This is a genomic window from Streptomyces sp. NPDC005202 (assembly GCF_040608235.1).
Taxonomy (GTDB): domain Bacteria; phylum Actinomycetota; class Actinomycetes; order Streptomycetales; family Streptomycetaceae; genus Streptomyces.
Window position 1 is genome coordinate 101,556 of the sequence record NZ_JBEXHW010000009.1, and the last position, 16,728, is coordinate 118,283.

14 protein-coding genes are annotated in these 16,728 nt (G+C 69.4%); 9 read left to right on the top strand and 5 right to left on the bottom strand.

Annotated elements, in window-relative coordinates; genetic code table 11:
• Window positions 1–57 precede the first annotated feature (57 nt).
• Complete coding sequence (locus ABZV31_RS16600) at window positions 58–282, top strand: hypothetical protein (RefSeq protein WP_355893843.1); 225 nt, start codon at window positions 58–60, stop codon at window positions 280–282.
• 496 nt (window positions 283–778) lie between these two features.
• On the opposite strand, the gene gltX is transcribed toward ABZV31_RS16600, so the two are convergent.
• The 3 genes from gltX to ABZV31_RS16615 form a co-directional block, all read right to left on the bottom strand.
• On the bottom strand, window positions 779–2,266 hold the full coding sequence (gene gltX / locus ABZV31_RS16605) for a glutamate--tRNA ligase (protein ID WP_355893846.1): 1,488 nt from the start codon (window positions 2,264–2,266) through the stop codon (window positions 779–781).
• Window positions 2,250–3,035, bottom strand: coding sequence for a fumarylacetoacetate hydrolase family protein (locus ABZV31_RS16610; RefSeq protein WP_355893849.1), 786 nt, complete (start codon window positions 3,033–3,035; stop codon window positions 2,250–2,252). Before ABZV31_RS16610 ends, gltX begins: the two co-directional genes overlap by 17 nt.
• 161 nt (window positions 3,036–3,196) lie before the next feature.
• A complete protein-coding gene (locus ABZV31_RS16615) occupies window positions 3,197–3,385 on the bottom strand; it encodes a hypothetical protein (protein ID WP_355893852.1) in 189 nt (62 codons plus the stop codon).
• 600 nt (window positions 3,386–3,985) lie between these two features.
• Between ABZV31_RS16615 and ABZV31_RS16620 the strand changes: the two genes are divergently transcribed.
• The 8 genes from ABZV31_RS16620 (at window position 3,986) to ABZV31_RS16655 (ending at window position 14,527) form a co-directional block, all read left to right on the top strand.
• Complete coding sequence (locus ABZV31_RS16620; protein WP_355893855.1) at window positions 3,986–7,741, top strand: nitrate- and nitrite sensing domain-containing protein; 3,756 nt, start codon at window positions 3,986–3,988, stop codon at window positions 7,739–7,741.
• Window positions 7,742–7,750: 9 nt separating this feature from the next.
• Window positions 7,751–8,164 carry a roadblock/LC7 domain-containing protein gene (locus ABZV31_RS16625; RefSeq protein WP_355893858.1) on the top strand — a complete coding sequence of 138 codons (414 nt, stop codon included), beginning with the start codon at window positions 7,751–7,753 and terminating at the stop codon, window positions 8,162–8,164.
• A gap of 111 nt (window positions 8,165–8,275) precedes the next feature.
• Complete coding sequence (locus ABZV31_RS16630; protein WP_019058642.1) at window positions 8,276–8,674, top strand: DUF742 domain-containing protein; 399 nt, start codon at window positions 8,276–8,278, stop codon at window positions 8,672–8,674.
• Window positions 8,655–9,230, top strand: a complete 576-nt coding sequence (locus tag ABZV31_RS16635) for an ATP/GTP-binding protein (protein WP_355893861.1) — start codon at window positions 8,655–8,657, stop codon at window positions 9,228–9,230. Before ABZV31_RS16630 ends, ABZV31_RS16635 begins: the two co-directional genes overlap by 20 nt.
• Before the next feature lie 413 nt (window positions 9,231–9,643).
• Window positions 9,644–12,871, top strand: a complete 3,228-nt coding sequence (locus ABZV31_RS16640; RefSeq protein WP_355893864.1) for a nitrate- and nitrite sensing domain-containing protein — start codon at window positions 9,644–9,646, stop codon at window positions 12,869–12,871.
• Between the two features lie 10 nt (window positions 12,872–12,881).
• Window positions 12,882–13,295, top strand: a complete 414-nt coding sequence (locus ABZV31_RS16645) for a roadblock/LC7 domain-containing protein (RefSeq protein WP_029385896.1) — start codon at window positions 12,882–12,884, stop codon at window positions 13,293–13,295.
• 97 nt (window positions 13,296–13,392) lie between these two features.
• Window positions 13,393–13,965 carry a DUF742 domain-containing protein gene (locus tag ABZV31_RS16650; RefSeq protein WP_355893867.1) on the top strand — a complete coding sequence of 191 codons (573 nt, stop codon included), beginning with the start codon at window positions 13,393–13,395 and terminating at the stop codon, window positions 13,963–13,965.
• Window positions 13,946–14,527, top strand: coding sequence for an ATP/GTP-binding protein (locus tag ABZV31_RS16655; protein WP_055515381.1), 582 nt, complete (start codon window positions 13,946–13,948; stop codon window positions 14,525–14,527). Before ABZV31_RS16650 ends, ABZV31_RS16655 begins: the two co-directional genes overlap by 20 nt.
• A gap of 297 nt (window positions 14,528–14,824) precedes the next feature.
• On the opposite strand, the gene ABZV31_RS16660 is transcribed toward ABZV31_RS16655, so the two are convergent.
• Complete coding sequence (locus tag ABZV31_RS16660; protein WP_355893870.1) at window positions 14,825–15,019, bottom strand: acyl-CoA carboxylase subunit epsilon; 195 nt, start codon at window positions 15,017–15,019, stop codon at window positions 14,825–14,827.
• Between the two features lie 57 nt (window positions 15,020–15,076).
• Window positions 15,077–16,672, bottom strand: a complete 1,596-nt coding sequence (locus ABZV31_RS16665) for an acyl-CoA carboxylase subunit beta (protein ID WP_355893873.1) — start codon at window positions 16,670–16,672, stop codon at window positions 15,077–15,079.
• Window positions 16,673–16,728: the final 56 nt, after the last annotated feature.

Sequence of the window (16,728 nt, forward strand, 5' to 3'; positions counted from 1 at the left end):
GTCCGCAAGAACCTCCGGGCCGGCAACCACAGCTGGCGCCGCGCGGCCATGGAGCTGGTGGCTTCGCTGCTCGACATACTGGAGGCGCACGAGACTCGTGTTCTTGCCCGCGTCTGGATCAAGAAAGAGAGGCGGGCGTTCGACGAATCCGGTGTTTATCCGGCCTCCGTCGCCGCGCTGAACGAGACCTTCCAGGCACAGCTCGCCCACGAGCACTCCCGCGGCATGATGGTCCTCGACAGTCGTACGAAGGTGAAGACGCGCCCAATGTGCACTGTGTGACCACACGCAAATACCGTGCGGGCGGTGACAGCCTGCGGGGGATCATCGAGTCACCGGTTTTTGGCCACAGTGACACGCACACCCTTCTCCAGCTCGCAGACCTCTTGGTGTCGTCGCTGTTGTTTCCCATTGCCTGTCACGCCTACCTCAACGACGTGACCTGGAACGTGCACTGCGACGATGCCTACCAACGTCTGCGGGAGCAGTTCGGAGAACGGCTCACTGCAGTTCCGATACCAGGACCTGGTGGGCAAGTGGCGGGGCGGGATCGTCGTATCGGACCGGCGCACCCGCCAGTCGTCGAGCCTGATGTCCGGACCCGGGAAGGCGGTCTCCACGCCGGCTCCCACCGTTCCAGGGCAGGCAGGAGTGCCACTCCCCGAGCAACCCGAGCCTGAGCCAGACTGGGGCTTGCCCCTGGTCCCGTAGTCAGTAGTGCCGCAAACAGCAGGGCGGCAGCTTCCTTGGCTGCCGCCCTGTGTGCGTAAGGCGTTGCTTACGCCGCCGCCAGCTTCGCCAGCGCCGCGTCAATGCGGGCCAGGGTCCTGTCCTTGCCCAGGACTTCCAGGGACTCGAAGAGCGGCAGGCCGACCGTGCGGCCGGTGACGGCGACGCGGACCGGCGCCTGGGCCTTGCCGAGCTTGAGGCCGTGGGCCTCGCCGGCGGCCAGGACGGCCTCCTTCAGGGACTCGGCCGAGGTCCAGTCCGCCGACTCCAGCTTCTCCCTCGCCGTGCGGAGCAGGGCGTCCGAGCCCTCCTTCATCGCCTTGTTCCAGGACGCCTCGTCGAAGACCGGCTCCGGCAGGAACAGGAAGTCGACGTTGTCCGTGATCTCCGACAACACCTTGAGGCGGGTCTGCGCGTGCGGCGCGATCGCCTGCCACTTCGCCTCGTCGAAGTCCTCCGGCGCCCACGGGGCGAACGGGGCCTGCAGCCACGGCCGGCAGCGCTCCGCGAAGTCCTTCACATCGAGCATCCGGATGTGGTCGGCGTTGATCGCCTCGCACTTCTTCAGGTCGAAGCGGGCCGGGTTGGGGTTGACGTCCCTGATGTCGAAGGCCGCGACCATCTCGTCGATCGTGAAGATGTCCTTGTCGGCCGAGAGCGACCAGCCGAGCAGCGACAAGTAGTTGAGCAGGCCCTCGGGGAGGAAACCGCGCTCGCGGTAGAGGTTCAGCGACGACTGCGGGTCGCGCTTGGAGAGCTTCTTGTTGCCCTCGCCCATCACGTACGGCAGGTGGGCGAACTCCGGAATCCCCTTGGCGATGCCCAGCTCGATCAGCGCCTTGTACAGGGCGATCTGCCGCGGGGTGGAGGAGAGCAGGTCCTCGCCGCGCAGGACGTGGGTGATCTCCATCAGGGCGTCGTCGACCGGGTTCACCAGCGTGTAGAGCGGGGCGCCGTTGGCGCGGACGATGCCGTAGTCCGGCACGTTCTCCGGCGTGAACGTCAGCTCGCCGCGGACCAGGTCCGTGAAGGTGATCGTCTCGTCGGGCATGCGGAAGCGGACGATCGGGGTGCGGCCCTCGGCCTTGTACTGCTCGACCTGCTCGGCGGTGAGGTTGCGGCAGTGGCCGTCGTAGCCGGAGGGCCTGCCGGCGGCGCGGGCGGCCTCGCGGCGGGTGTCCAGCTCCTCCTGCGAGCAGTAGCAGTGGTAGGCGTAGCCGCCGTCGAGGAGCTTCTGCGCGACGTCGCGGTAGATGTCCATGCGCTGCGACTGGCGGTACGGGGCGTGCGGGCCGCCGACCTCGGGGCCCTCGTCCCAGTCGAAGCCGAGCCAGCGCATCGCGTCGAGCAGCTGGTTGTAGGACTCCTCGGAGTCGCGGGCCGCGTCGGTGTCCTCGATGCGGAAGACCAGGGTGCCCTGGTGATGCCGGGCGAACGCCCAGTTGAACAGGGCGGTGCGGACCAGGCCCACATGGGGGTTACCGGTGGGCGACGGGCAGAAACGTACGCGGACGGGTGCGCTAGCCACGCTTGACAACCTTGTTGGTGAGAGTGCCGATGCCTTCGATGGTGACGGCGACCTCGTCGCCGACGTTGAGGGGGCCGACCCCTGCCGGGGTGCCCGTGAGGATCACGTCGCCGGGGAGCAGCGTCATGGCCTCGGAGATGTTCACGATCAGATCCTCGATCGGGTGGATCATCTCGCTCGTGCGGCCAAGCTGGCGCTGCTCGCCGTTGACGGTGAGCTGGATGGTCAGGTCGGCCGCGGCAGCGATGTCCAGATCCGTCTCCACCCAGGGGCCGAGCGGGCAGGAGGTGTCGAAGCCCTTGGCCCTGGCCCACTGCTTCTCGCGCCGCTGGACGTCGCGGGCGGTGATGTCGTTGGCGCAGGTGTAGCCGAGGATCACGTCCTTGACGCGCTCGCGCGGGACCTCGCGGCACATGCGGCCGATGACGACGGCCAGCTCGGCCTCGTGGTGCAGCTCCTGGGAGAAGGACGGGTACTGGATCTCGTCGCCGGAGCCGATCACCGAGGTGGATGGCTTGAAGAAGGCGAACGGGGCGTCGGGCACCGCGTTGCCCAGCTCGCGAGCGTGCTCGGCGTAGTTGCGGCCGAAGGCCACGACCTTGTTGGGGAGCACCGGCGGCAGCAGCCGGACCTTGCTCAGCGGCACCTTCGTACCGGAGAGCTCGAAGTCCGCGAACGGGATGCCCTTGATGATGTCGAGAACGAGCTCGTCCGGCTTGTCACCCTCGACCGCGCCGAAGGCGACGTTCCCGTCGATGGAGAACCTGGCGATGCGCACGGGATCCTTGCGCCCCTTAAGTGAGCTGGCTGGAGTCTGACGCTCCAGGCTAACGCGGCGGGGGCCCCGCACCTCGCGCATGAAGGAGGGGCACCCCATTCGCGGGGTGCCCCTGATCTCCGTATCCGGCCGTCCTGAGCATCCGGCGGCCGGTGTGCGTACTACTCCGCGACGGAGGCCGGAACCGGAGCCTCCATGAGGACGGTGCGCTTGGGGTTGGCGGTCTGCGTGGGGAGAGAGACGGGGTGCTCCGGCTGCTCCGGCGTCTGCAGTGCGTCGGCGTCCTCGAGGTGCGCCAGCGTCGTGCGCCGCGGGTTGGCTATCGTGCGGAACATCATCGTCGTCTTCACGGTTGTACGAGACCTTGTCGTGTACGGGCGCCGGGAGGGTCAAGAACCCCCATGCGGGCGCGGGTTGTCGGATTTGCCATCTCTGTAAAGCGTCAGGCTAAACATGCAATTCCCTGCCGAAGACGAGAAGAGCCTGTGATCGGTATGTGATTTTACTCACGGCTCCGCCCCCAAACCGGTCAATTCCGACTCGCGCCTCACCTCAACGAAACGGACATTGACCCCCTGAAGCCACCATTCCGCTCCTGATCATGGCGACTGGGACACCTCTCATGGCTCACTGGATCGTAGATGTATGTCCGTTATGGGCGAGATCACTTTCCACGTCCTGTGACTTATCGCTCACGGCCTGTCACGGAGGTCACAGCCTGGCCCACGAGCCTTGTTGGAGATCCGGCACTGTGCTGGAATGCCACGGACCGCCGCAGGATCGAGCCGGCGCGCAAGGGGCGCAACGCAGCGCCGAACGGCGGCGAGAAGGGGGAGCCTGCGCCGGTCACTCACGACCACCGAGGGGGCGTGTTCAGGACGCCCTCCACGACGCCGACACCGTCCTTCCGCTCGCGCGGAGGGGCGCCTGGTCCAGAGGTTGCGACGCTAGTGCAGGGACGTTTCAAGAGGGATGGCAGCGCTTCGGCGGAGCCGGAGCCGCACGGCGGGACCGACCGCGGTTCCTCGCCCCAGCACGCCCAGAAGCCGGGCCCGGCCCCGTCCGGCGACGGCGGTGAGCGCCCCGGACGCACCGGACGCGCCGGTGCGTCCGCGTCGCCGAGCCCCGCTCCGGCAGTCAGGCCGCCCAAGGGACTGGGCCCGGTCGGTCCCGGCTCGCGAATAGCCCTGCGCAACTGGCGCATCTCCACGCGTCTGGTGTCGCTGCTCGCGCTCCCCGTGGTCGCCGCGACCTCGCTGGGCGCGCTGCGCATCAGCCAGAACATGGACGACATCCAGCAGCTCGACAACATGAAGCTGCTGACGGACATGACCAAGCAGGCCACCGAGCTGGCCGCCGCGCTCCAGGAGGAGCGCGACCAGTCCGCCGGCCCGCTGGCGCACCCCTCCAGCGCGAGCGACATCACGGTCAAGGGCTATCGGGAGAAGACCGACCGGGCCCGGGACAACTTCATCAACAGCTCCGAGGAGATCGACAGCGCCAGCAAGGACGGCAACCTCCAGGGCGTCCGCGACACACTGGTCGGCCTCGTCACCGAGCTCAACGGCCTCAGCAAGATCCGCAAGAACGCCTACCAGTCCCAGGACAACTCCACCCAGACGGTCGAGGCCTACCACCGGCTCATCACCGAGCTGCTCAGCCTTTCCCAGGACATGGCCGAGGCGACCAGCAACCCGGAGATGATCCAGCGCACGCGCGCCCTTGCGGCCTTCTCCTCCGCCAAGGAGTACGCGTCCATCCAGCGCGCGGTCATCGCGGCCGCGCTGCCCGCCAACAACACCAACGTCGGCAGGCTCTCCGAGAACGACCGGCTGTACGCCGAGTCGGCGCTGGAGAGCCAGACGTCCGAGCTCAGCAGCTTCCGCAACATCTACGGCGACGGCGCCGAGGAGCTCATCAAGCCCATCGACGAGGGCAACCCGACCATCCTGTCGGCGGACACCTACGCCAGGCGCGCCCTCGACTCGAGGGACGGCCTCGCCGGATTGCAGAAGCGCTCGTACCGCGACTGGGTGGACGACAGCTCGACCAAGATCGAGCAGATGAACAAGATCGAGCACACGCTGCTCGAGGACATGGAGCAGAAGGCCCGCCAGCTGCGCAGCGCGACCGAGCGCGACGCGATCATCTCCGGTGCGCTGATCCTGCTCGTCCTCGGCGTGTCGCTGGTCGGCGCCTTCGTCGTGGCCCGCTCCATGATCCGCTCGCTGCGTCGGCTGCAGGAGACCGCGACCAAGGTCGCCCAGGAACGCCTGCCCGAGCTGGTCAAGCAGCTGTCCGAGTCCGACCCGCAGGACGTCGACACCTCTGTCGAGTCGGTCGGTGTGCACTCCCGGGACGAGATCGGCCAGGTGGCCGCGGCCTTCGACGACGTGCACCGCGAGGCGGTCCGCCTCGCCGCCGAGCAGGCCCTGCTGCGGGGCAACGTCAACGCGATGTTCACCAACCTCTCGCGCCGCTCCCAAGGTCTGATCCAGCGCCAGCTGTCTCTGATCTCCGAACTGGAGTCCCGCGAGGCCGACCCGGACCAGCTGTCCTCGCTGTTCAAGCTCGACCACCTGGCGACGCGTATGCGCCGCAACGGTGAAAACCTCCTCGTTCTCGCCGGTGAAGAGCCCGGCCGCCGCTGGACCCGCCCGGTCCCGCTGGTCGACGTGCTCCGCGCCGCCGCGTCCGAGGTGGAGCAGTACGAGCGCATCGAGCTGGCCTCGGTCCCGACCACCGAGGTCGCCGGCCGCGTCGTCAACGACCTCGTCCACCTGCTCGCCGAGCTGCTGGAGAACGCGACCTCCTTCTCCTCGCCGCAGACCAAGGTCAAGGTCACCGGTCACGCGCTGCCGGACGGCCGCGTGCTGATCGAGATCCACGACACCGGTATCGGTCTGTCCCCGGAGGACCTCGCCGCGATCAACGAGCGGCTCGCCTCGCCGCCCACCGTGGACGTGTCGGTCTCCCGCCGCATGGGCCTCTTCGTGGTCGGTCGTCTCTCCCAGCGCCACGGCATCCGCATCCAGCTGCGCCCGTCCGACTCCGGCGGTACGACGGCCCTCGTCATGCTGCCCGTGGACGTCGCCCAGGGCGGCAGGAAGCCGGCTCCGGGCAAGCCCGGTGCCCCCTCCGTCGGCGGTCCGGCGGCCGCGCAGGCCGCCGTCGGTGCGGCCGCGGCTCGACGCGCGAACAACCAGGGCGGCGGCGCCCTCGGCGCGGGTGCGCCCGCGGGCGGTACCGGCCGGCTCGGCGCCGGGGCCGCTGCGCGCGGCCAGGTCGGCGCCGGTCAGGGTCCGCGGGCCGCGCTGCCCGGCGCGGGCGGCCGTCCGGGTGCGCCGGGCGGAGCGCGCGGGCCGCAGGGTCCGGGTGCGCCGCAGCAGGGCCGTCCGGCTCCGGCTGCGGCCGGCGCGGGTACCGGCTTCGGCGGTCAGGCGCCGGGTGCCCCGCAGGGCCTGCAGGCCACCGGCACGGGTGCGCCGCAGGGCTTCGGCGGCGGTGCGCGCGGCCCCGTACCCCCGCAGCGGGCGAACGGCGCCGAGCAGGGCCGGCAGCCGCAGCTGCCGGCGCGCGGCGGTCCGCGTGCGGAGCTGCCGGGCGGCACCTCGCAGTCCCGGACGTCGAGCTGGAACGGCGAGACCGCCCAGAACGCTGCGGACCGCGCCGCGCTCGACGCCCCGCGCGGCCACGACGAGCAGGATCCGGCACAGACCTCCCGGCTGCCGCGGGTCGACGACCGGCAGGGACCGGGCTCCACCACGGAGATGCCGGCGATTCCGCGGGCCGGCGACCGTCAGGGCCCCGGCTCCACGTCCGAGTTCCCCCGCCCGGACTTCGACGCTCCGCGTCCGGGGGCGAGCGGTGCCCAGAACACGGGCCAGTTCGCCGGCCCTGGCGCCAACTCGCCTCAGAACACGGGCCAGTTCGTCCGCTCGGACGTGTTCGGCCCGACCCCGCAGAACAACCCGTCGAACACGGGCCAGTTCGCCGCCCCGCAGGCGTACGACAATGGCTCCACCGGCCAGTTCGCAGCGCCTCAGGCGTACGACAACGGCTCCACGGGCCAGTTCACCACGCCTGGCTACGACGGCAGCTCCACGGGTCGGCACGCCCTGCCGGGCCGTCAGGACCCGTCGTCCACGGGCCAGTTCGAGCGGCCGCAGCCCGGCGGCCGTGGCGCCGACTTCGGTGCCCCGCGCCCGCCGGCCCCGCAGCGTCCGCAGCAGCGTCCCGTCCGTCAGGAGCCCGAGGCCCTTCCGCCGGCCACGGGTCCCGGCGACGGACGGACGCCGCTGTACGACACCCTGGAGACCAACTGGTTCCGCGGTGGCCGGCAGCAGAGCAACGGCTCGGCTCCGGCCTCGCAGCAGCCGCAGGCCTCTCCTGCTCCCCAGCGTCCCGCCGCCACCCCCTGGCGCAGCTCGCCGAACGACGAACTCATCCGGCAGGCCGAGCGCGTACGGCAGCCGGCTGCGGGCGGCGTCACCACCTCCGGCCTGCCGCGCCGGGTGCCTCGGGCGAACCTTGTCCCGGGCACGGCTCAGCAGCAACAGCACCAGAGCGGTCCGCAGGTCTCGCGTGCGCCTGACGACGTACGCGGTCGCCTGACCAATCTCCGTCGGGGCATCGCACAGGGTCGGCAGGCCGGTTCCGGCCAGACCGGCAGCTTCCCGAGACCCACTCACCAGCAGGAGCGTTAGTTGAGCCCGATGAGCCAGGCGGCACAGAACCTCAACTGGTTGATCACCAACTTCGTGGACAACACCCCGGGGGTGTCCCACACCGTTGTGGTGTCCGCGGACGGACTCCTTCTGGCGATGTCCGAAGGCTTCCCGCGCGACCGCGCCGACCAGCTCGCGGCCGTCGCGTCCGGGCTCACCTCACTGACCGCCGGGGCCTCCCGGATCTTCGACGGCGGCAACGTGGCGCAGACGGTCGTGGAGATGGAGCGCGGATTCCTCTTCCTGATGTCCATCTCGGACGGGTCATCCCTGGCGGTTCTGGCCCACCCCGAGTGCGACATCGGCCTCGTCGGCTACGAGATGGCACTGCTCGTCGACCGCGCGGGCGCGGTACTTACGCCCGACCTGCGTGCCGAACTACAGGGCAGTCTGCTCCACTGACCGGCCCCGGTACCACCCACCTCACCAAATCACCGTCCGGCCGCCACAATCCCCCCACCGGCCCCGTCAGACGGCTTGACTGACCAACTTGCTGTCCCGCCCGGAGGATTCATGACCCCGCCTACCGCCTCTCATGATCCGTACGCCGAGCCGTACGGGGACGAGGGCGACCAGCCGCTGGTACGTCCGTATGCGATGACCGGCGGCCGGACCCGGCCGCGCTACCAGCTCGCCATCGAGGCGCTGATCAGCACCACGGCCGACCCGGCAGCGCTGATGGGACTGCTCCCGGAGCACCAGCGGATCTGCCATCTGTGCCGCGAGGTGAAGTCGGTCGCCGAGGTGTCGGCGCTGCTGGCCATGCCGCTGGGCGTGGCCCGGATCCTCGTCGCGGACCTCGCCGAGGCCGGCCTGGTGGCCATCCACCAGCCGGGCGGTGACGAGAACAACGGCGGCGCACCGGACGTGACGCTGCTCGAAAGGGTGCTCAGTGGACTTCGCAAGCTCTGACGGAGGCCGGGCGACCACCTCCGCGAAGATCGTGGTGGCGGGCGGCTTCGGCGTGGGCAAGACCACGTTCGTCGGCGCCGTCTCGGAGATCAACCCGCTGCGCACGGAGGCCGTCATGACGTCTGCTTCGGCGGGCATCGACGACCTCACCCACACCGGGGACAAGACCACCACCACGGTGGCCATGGACTTCGGCCGCATCACCCTCGACCAGGACCTGATCCTGTACCTCTTCGGTACGCCCGGCCAGGACCGCTTCTGGTTCATGTGGGACGACCTGGTGCGCGGCGCCATCGGCGCGGTCGTCCTCGTGGACACCCGCCGCCTCGCCGACTGCTTCCCCGCGGTCGACTACTTCGAGAACAGCGGCCTGCCGTTTGTGATCGCGCTGAACGGCTTCGACGGCCAGCAGCCCTACGCGCCGGAGGAGGTGCGCGAGGCCCTGCAGATCGGCCCCGACACCCCGATCATCACGACGGACGCCCGTCACCGCGCCGACGCGAAGTCCGCCCTGATCACGCTGGTCGAGCACGCACTGATGGCCCGGCTGAGGTAACGCCCGAGACAGGTTTCAGGTGGCACCCAAGTCGGAAGTGCCATACGGCAGTTGTCGTAGATGCTGCACCGGAGCCGAGTGTGTCCTTTGACACGGTCGGCCCCGGTGTTCATAACGTTTCGGCAGAGGAATCGGGTGGTGCGGCCACGCGTAGCGCACATTCGGTGTCGCTGCGCGCACAATCGCCCCGCCTTTTGGCGGGGCTCGCTCTTTATGACCGTTTTATCTGGGGCTTACATCACTCGGAATCAGCGGTTTCCACTGTTTGGAAGAGCGCAGGCTGACGTGCTGGAATGCCTGAACTGCCCAGTAGTCAAAGAAGTACTCAGCAGTACTACGTACTCGATGGCGTACTGGGCTCTGAGAAACTGCGGCACAACGTAGGTGCCGACCGCCGAGAGGTTGTTGGTCGAGTGAGGCGAAGCAAGAACGGCCCCGAGCCGTCGGCCCGGGGCAACTTCACCCCGCCGCCGCGCGGAGCGGCGCCCGCACACGTGCCCGGTTCGGAGCCGCCGGCCGCCCCCGCGCCCAGCGGCGGCCGTTTCTCCCCGCGCAACTGGCGGGTGCCGACCCGGCTCAACGCGATCCTGCTCATACCCGTGCTGGTCGGCCTCGTCATGGGCGGCTTCCAGGTCAAGAGCTCCATCGACACCTGGCAGAACGCCCAGGACGCGGAGAACACCGCGCGCCTGGTGCGGGCCTCCCTGGCCTACGCCGACGCCATCTACACCGAGCGGGACGTCACCGCCGCTCCGCTCCTGGAGGGCAAGGGCCAGAACGACCCGACCGTCACGGCGGCCCGCAAGAAGACGGACGCGGCTGCCGACGCCTTCGACCAGGCGGCGCATAACATGCCGCAAAAGGCCGGCCTGGAGCGCCGTCTGAAGCTGTTCCGCCAGGCGGAGCCGGAGCTGCAGACGCTGCGCGCGGCCGCGTACACCCCCAAGCTCACCGGAGTGCAGACCGAGGAGGGCTACGTCAAGGTCGCCCACCCGCTGATGGAGTTCGCCAACGAACTCGGCCTGGGCACCGGCAACATCACCTCCTACGGCCGTACGGTCTACGCCATCTCGCTCACCAAGGCGGCCCTGTCGCTGGAGCGCTCGATCGGCATGCACATGTTGATCAAGCCGGGCCCCGACGCCCCCAACCTGGCCTCCCAGCGCGTCGCCCTGTCCTCGTACGCCTACCTGGAGGGCATCGCCGTCGAGGAGTACGTCGGCGGTGGCACCCAGGCCGACGCGGACAAGCTCGACGCGCTGAAGAAGGAGATCCAGACCAAGGCCGTGGCGATGGCCCAGCAGGCCAAGGCCAAGGACCCGAACTACGTGCCGCCGCCGTCCGACCCGCAGAAGATGGTCACGGCTCTCGCGACGCTGAAGACCACAGGCCCCACCGAGCGCGAAGCACTCGCCCAGAAGGGCATCACCGCGCAGAACTGGTGGGCGGTCAACACCCTCAAGTTCGACGCCTACCGCAAGATCGAGTCGGACATGGCCAACACGGCGGTGAACGAGGCCGCCGCCATCGCCGATGACGCCAAGCAGTCGACGTTCATCACCGGCGCGGTCGTCGTGGTCGCCCTGCTCGCCGCATTCATCCTGGCCGGCCTGGTGGCCCGCCAGATGAGCCGCTCCATGCGCCAGCTGCGCAACGCCGCCTTCGGCATCGCCGAGCAGCGCCTGCCGATGCTGGTCGACCAGCTCTCCCGCACCGACCCCGGCCGCGTCGACACCAGGGTCGCGCCGATCCCGATCACCTCGACCGACGAGATCGGCGAAGTCGCCCGCGCCTTCGACCAGGTTCACCGCGAAGCCGTCCGGCTCGCCGCCGAACAGGCCCTGCTGCGGGGCAACATCAACGCGATCTTCACCAACCTCTCGCGCCGCAACCAGTCGCTGATCGAGGGCCAGCTGACCCTGATCACCGAACTGGAGAACAACGAGGCCGACCCGGACCAACTGGAGAACCTCTTCAAACTGGACCACCTGGCGACCCGTATGCGCCGCAACGGCGAGAACCTCCTCGTCCTCGCCGGCGAGGAACCCGGCCGCCGCTGGGACCAGCCGGTCCCGCTGGTCGACGTGCTGCGCGCCGCCTCCTCCGAGGTGGAGCAGTACGAGCGCATCGAGCTGTCCGGCGTCCCCGAGGCCGAGATCCACGGCCGCGCGGTGACCGACCTCGTGCACCTGCTCGCCGAGCTGCTGGAGAACGCCACCACGTTCTCCTCGCCGCAGACCAAGGTCCGCGTGACCGCGACCCGCCTGCCCGACGGCCGGATCATGATCGAGATCCACGACAAGGGCATCGGCCTGACCGCCGAGGACTTCGCGGACATCAACCACAAGCTGGCCAACCCGCCGACCGTGGACGTGGCGATCTCGCAGCGCATGGGCCTGTTCGTGGTCGGCCGGCTCGCCGACCGGCACGGCATCCGCGTCCAGCTGCGCCCCTCCGGCGAGCAGGCCGGCACGACCTCGCTGGTCATGCTGCCGGACGCGATCACCCACGGCGGTGGCGGCGAACAGTCCCTGGACCGCGACGAGTTCACGGTCTCGCAGATCATCCCGGAGCAGAACTTCCAGGGCGAGAACTTCAACCAGCAGCCGATGCGTACGGCGGCCGAGCTCGGCTTCGACGACAGCCGCTACGCCGAGGTCCCGGACGACATCCGGGAGCTGGACCCCGTCGGCCGCTCGCTGATGCGCGAGGAGCGCCGTGCCGCCCTGGAGGCCCAGGCGCAGGGCCAGGCGCCCGCCCAGGAGGCCTCCGAGGCGCCCTCGTACGGCGACCGGTTCGACGGGCAGCAGGCCTACGACACCGGCGGGACGGCCTACCAGGAGCAGCCCGCCGCGTACGACCAGCAGACGTCGTACGAGGAGCAGCGGCAGACCGGGTACCAGGAACAGCAGCAGACTGGGTACGACGAGACGTACTTCGCGCCGAACGGCGGCCTGCCGCAGCACGACGCCTACTCGTCGAACGGCGGTTACCCGGAGCCGACGTATGCGGAACCGGTGCAGGAGGAGCACGCGCCGACCCACGCCGCCGCTTCGGAGACGTACTCCGCCTTCCAGGAGCCGTCCTACCAGGACGACTGGCCGCAGCGGGACGGCTACCAGAACGGCTACCCGGACCAGTACGCTCCGGAAGCGGAATCTGCGCAGGCCGGTGACGTGAACGAGGCGGACCGCGTAGGCTTCGACCGTCCGGGACCGGCCCACTCCGCCGTCCACGAGCTGACCGACGCCGGGCTGCCCCGCCGCGGATCCATCGCGAGCGGTTCGAACGGCACCCAGCGCGTGAACCGGGAAGCGCCGGCCCACACCTCGGAGAGCAACGGCGACAGCGACTGGCGTTCGGCGAACGACGAGCGCTGGCAGCAGGCCGCGCAACTCCGGAAGCCCAAGGCGGGCGGGGTGACCTCCTCCGGCCTGCCGAGGCGGGTGCCCAAGGCCAACCTGGTCGAGGGCGCCGCGGAAGCGACCCCGCAGGGCGGCCCACAGGTCTCCCGCGCCCCCGAGGACGTCAGGGGCAGGCTGAGCAACCTGCGCCGGGGCGTCCAGCGGGGACGCAGCGCAGGAAGTGACAAGAACGGCCAGGGCTTCGGTCCTGACAGCACCTACAACCAGGAGCGTTAGTGTGAGCCCGATGAGCCAGGCGGCACAGAACCTGAACTGGTTGATCACCAACTTCGTGGACAACACCCCCGGGGTGTCCCACACCGTGGTGGTCTCCGCCGACGGACTCCTTCTGGCGATGTCCGAAGGCTTTCCCCGCGACCGCGCCGACCAGCTCGCGGCCGTCGCCTCCGGTCTGACCTCACTGACCGCCGGTGCCTCGCGCATCTTCGAGGGCGGCAACGTGAACCAGACGGTTGTGGAGATGGAGCGGGGATTCCTCTTCATCATGTCCATCTCCGACGGTTCGTCGCTCGCGGTGCTTGCACACCCGGAGGCGGACATTGGCCTCATCGGGTACGAGATGGCCCTTCTGGTGGACCGGGCCGGTACGGTCCTGACACCGGATCTGCGTGCGGAGCTTCAGGGAAGCCTTCTCAACTAACAGACGGACGGTGCGTTTTGGCGTCCCGGAGCCGTAAGGTTTCGGGGCGCGGCTTCCACAGGGTTGGGTGCTCAGCACAGTCGGAGGAGGAGAGAAAGTGGCAACACCCCCAGGCGGTTCGCCTTCGGGCAACTGGTCGTACGGCCCTGCCCAGGGCCCGGGCGACGGCTCGATGAACCCGTACGGATTCCCCTCCACCCCGAGCCATCGGCAGCCGTACGCGCCACAGGGCCCCGGCCCGTCGCCGTACGACCAGCCGCCGGCTCCGCGCATCCAGCCGGTGCAGCCGCAGCGACGTACCCCTGAGCCGGCGCCCGCCGGGGCGTCGAACAACCCCCTGGTGCGCCCGTACGCCATGACGGGAGGCCGCACCAGGCCGCGGTACCAGCTCGCCATCGAGGCACTGGTGCACACCACCGCGCAGCCGTACCAGATGCAGGGCCAACTGCCCGAGCATCAGCGGATCTGCAACTTGTGCCGCGAGATCAAGTCGGTGGCCGAGATCTCGGCCCTGCTGACGATCCCTCTCGGCGTGGCCAGGATTCTCGTCGCCGACTTGGCGGAGGCGGGCCTGGTCGCCATCCATCAGCCCGGCGGCGACGAGAACGCCGGTGGCCAGCCAGACGTGACACTGCTCGAAAGGGTGCTCAGTGGACTTCGCAAGCTCTAGCGGCGGTCCTTCCCGCTCCACCACCTCCGCGAAGATCGTGGTGGCGGGCGGCTTCGGCGTGGGCAAGACCACGTTCGTCGGCGCCGTCTCGGAGATCAACCCGCTGCGCACGGAGGCCGTCATGACGTCTGCTTCGGCGGGCATCGACGACCTCACCCACACCGGGGACAAGACCACCACCACGGTGGCCATGGACTTCGGCCGCATCACCCTCGACCAGGACCTGATCCTGTACCTCTTCGGTACGCCCGGCCAGGACCGCTTCTGGTTCATGTGGGACGACCTGGTGCGCGGCGCCATCGGCGCGGTCGTCCTCGTGGACACCCGCCGCCTCGCCGACTGCTTCCCCGCGGTCGACTACTTCGAGAACAGCGGCCTGCCGTTTGTGATCGCGCTGAACGGCTTCGACGGCCAACAGCCGTACACCCCCGACGAGGTGCGGGAAGCCCTCCAGATCGGCCCCGACACCCCGATCATCACGACGGACGCCCGTCACCGCGCGGACGCGAAGTCGGCGCTGATCACCCTGGTGGAACACGCGCTGATGGCGCGCCTGCGCTAGCGGAAACCGCACACGGACTCAGGGGCCCCCTCCGGACGAAGGGGGCCCCTACGTCTGTCCGCGCGACGGCGAACAACCACGACAGCGAAGTCCAGTGGTAACCACGACGGAACCACGACAGCGAAGTCCAGTGGTAACCACGACGGCGAAGTCCAGTGGTGCCGAACTGCCAGGACCCCCTTTGCCCCCTGTGGACCACAGGGTGCCCCCTGTGGACCACAGCGAGGAAAGGAGGAAGGGCCCCTCCAAGCAGAGGGGCCCTTTCGCGGCGTGGGCGAGCGGTCAAGCCGGCGCAGCTCACCCGTGCCAGCTGTGCGGGGCGCGGAAGCCGTTCTCGCGCTCCAGGCGGCGCCAGCCGGCCTTGAGGCGGCCGCGGTGGGACTGGGTCGTGGATGGGCGGGCCGCCGCGCGTGCCAGGAGGATGGCCGTGATGGCGGCGACTTCCTCGGGCTCGGCGTGGCCCTTCTCGACGCGAATGTCAGCGTTGTCCATGGGTGTCAGTCTCCGTGAGAGAGAGGTCCGCGGGATTGCCGCGGTGCGTCCGCTGGGTTACTGCGGGGGGTTGCCGTGCTTGCGGGAGGGCAGGTCGGCGTGCTTGGTGTGCAGCATCGCCAGGGACTTGATCAGCACCTCGCGGGTGTCCGCGGGGTCGATCACGTCGTCCACCAGGCCGCGCTCGGCCGCGTAGTACGGGTGCATCAGCTCGGCCTTGTACTCCTTGACCATCTTCTGCCGCATCGCCTCGGGGTCCTCGGCCTCGGCGATCTGGCGGCGGAAGATGACGTTGGCGGCGCCTTCCGCGCCCATCACGGCGATCTCGTTGGTCGGCCAGGCGTAGGTGAGGTCGGCACCGATGGACTGGCTGTCCATGACGATGTAGGCGCCTCCGTACGCCTTGCGCAGGATCAGCGAGATCCTCGGCACGGTGGCGTTGCAGTAGGCGTAGAGCAGCTTCGCGCCGTGCCGGATGATCCCGCCGTGCTCCTGGTCGACACCGGGGAGGAACCCCGGAACGTCCAGGAAGGTGACGATCGGAACGTTAAAAGCGTCACACATCTGAACAAAGCGTGCAGCTTTTTCACTGGCCTCGATGTCCAGGACGCCGGCCAGCACCTGCGGCTGGTTGGCGATGATGCCGACGACCTGGCCGTCCAGGCGGGCCAGTGCGCAGATGATGTTCCGTGCCCAGCGCTCGTGGATCTCCAGGTACTCGCCGTCGTCGACGATCTCCTCGATGACCTTCGCCATGTCGTAGGGCCGGTTGCCGTCCGCCGGGACCAGGTCCAGCAGGACGTCCGAGCGGCGGTCGGCCGGGTCCGTGCACTCCACCCGGGGCGGGTTCTCCCGGTTGTTCTGCGGGAGGAGGGAGAGGAGATAGCGGACCTCGGCGATGCAGGTCTCCTCGTCGTCGTAGGCGAAGTGGCACACGCCGGAGGTCTCGGCGTGCACGTCGGCGCCGCCCAGGCCGTTCTGGGTGATCTCCTCGCCGGTGACCGCCTTGACCACGTCCGGGCCGGTGATGAACATCTGCGAGGTCTCGCGGACCATGAAGACGAAGTCCGTCAGGGCGGGGCTGTAGGCCGCGCCGCCCGCGCACGGGCCCAGCATGACGCTGATCTGCGGGATGACCCCGCTCGCCTTGGTGTTGCGCTGGAAGATGCCGCCGTAGCCGGCCAGCGCGGAGACGCCCTCCTGGATACGGGCGCCGGCGCCGTCGTTCAGGGAGACCAGCGGGGCCCCGGCCGCGATGGCCATGTCCATGATCTTGTGGATCTTCGTGGCGTGGGCCTCGCCCAGCGCGCCGCCGAAGATGCGGAAGTCATGGGCATAGACGAAGACCGTGCGGCCCTCCACCGTGCCCCAGCCGGTGATGACACCGTCGGTGTACGGCTTCTTGGCCTCCAGACCGAACCCGGTCGCCCGGTGCCGGCGCAGCTGCTCGACCTCCCGGAAGGAACCGGGGTCCAGGAGCAGCTCGATCCGCTCCCGGGCGGTCAGCTTGCCCTTGGCGTGCTGCGCCACGGTCGCCTTCTCGCTGGGACCCGCCACAGCCCGCGCACGGATCTCGTGCAGCTCGGCCACCCGCCCGCGCGCGTCCGTCGGCTCGGCGGCCGGCTCACCCGTCGTCTCTTCCAAAACGGTCATGTAGTGACCTTACGAAGACACCAAGGAAAGCGAGCCGTCGACTCCGTACAGTCTCC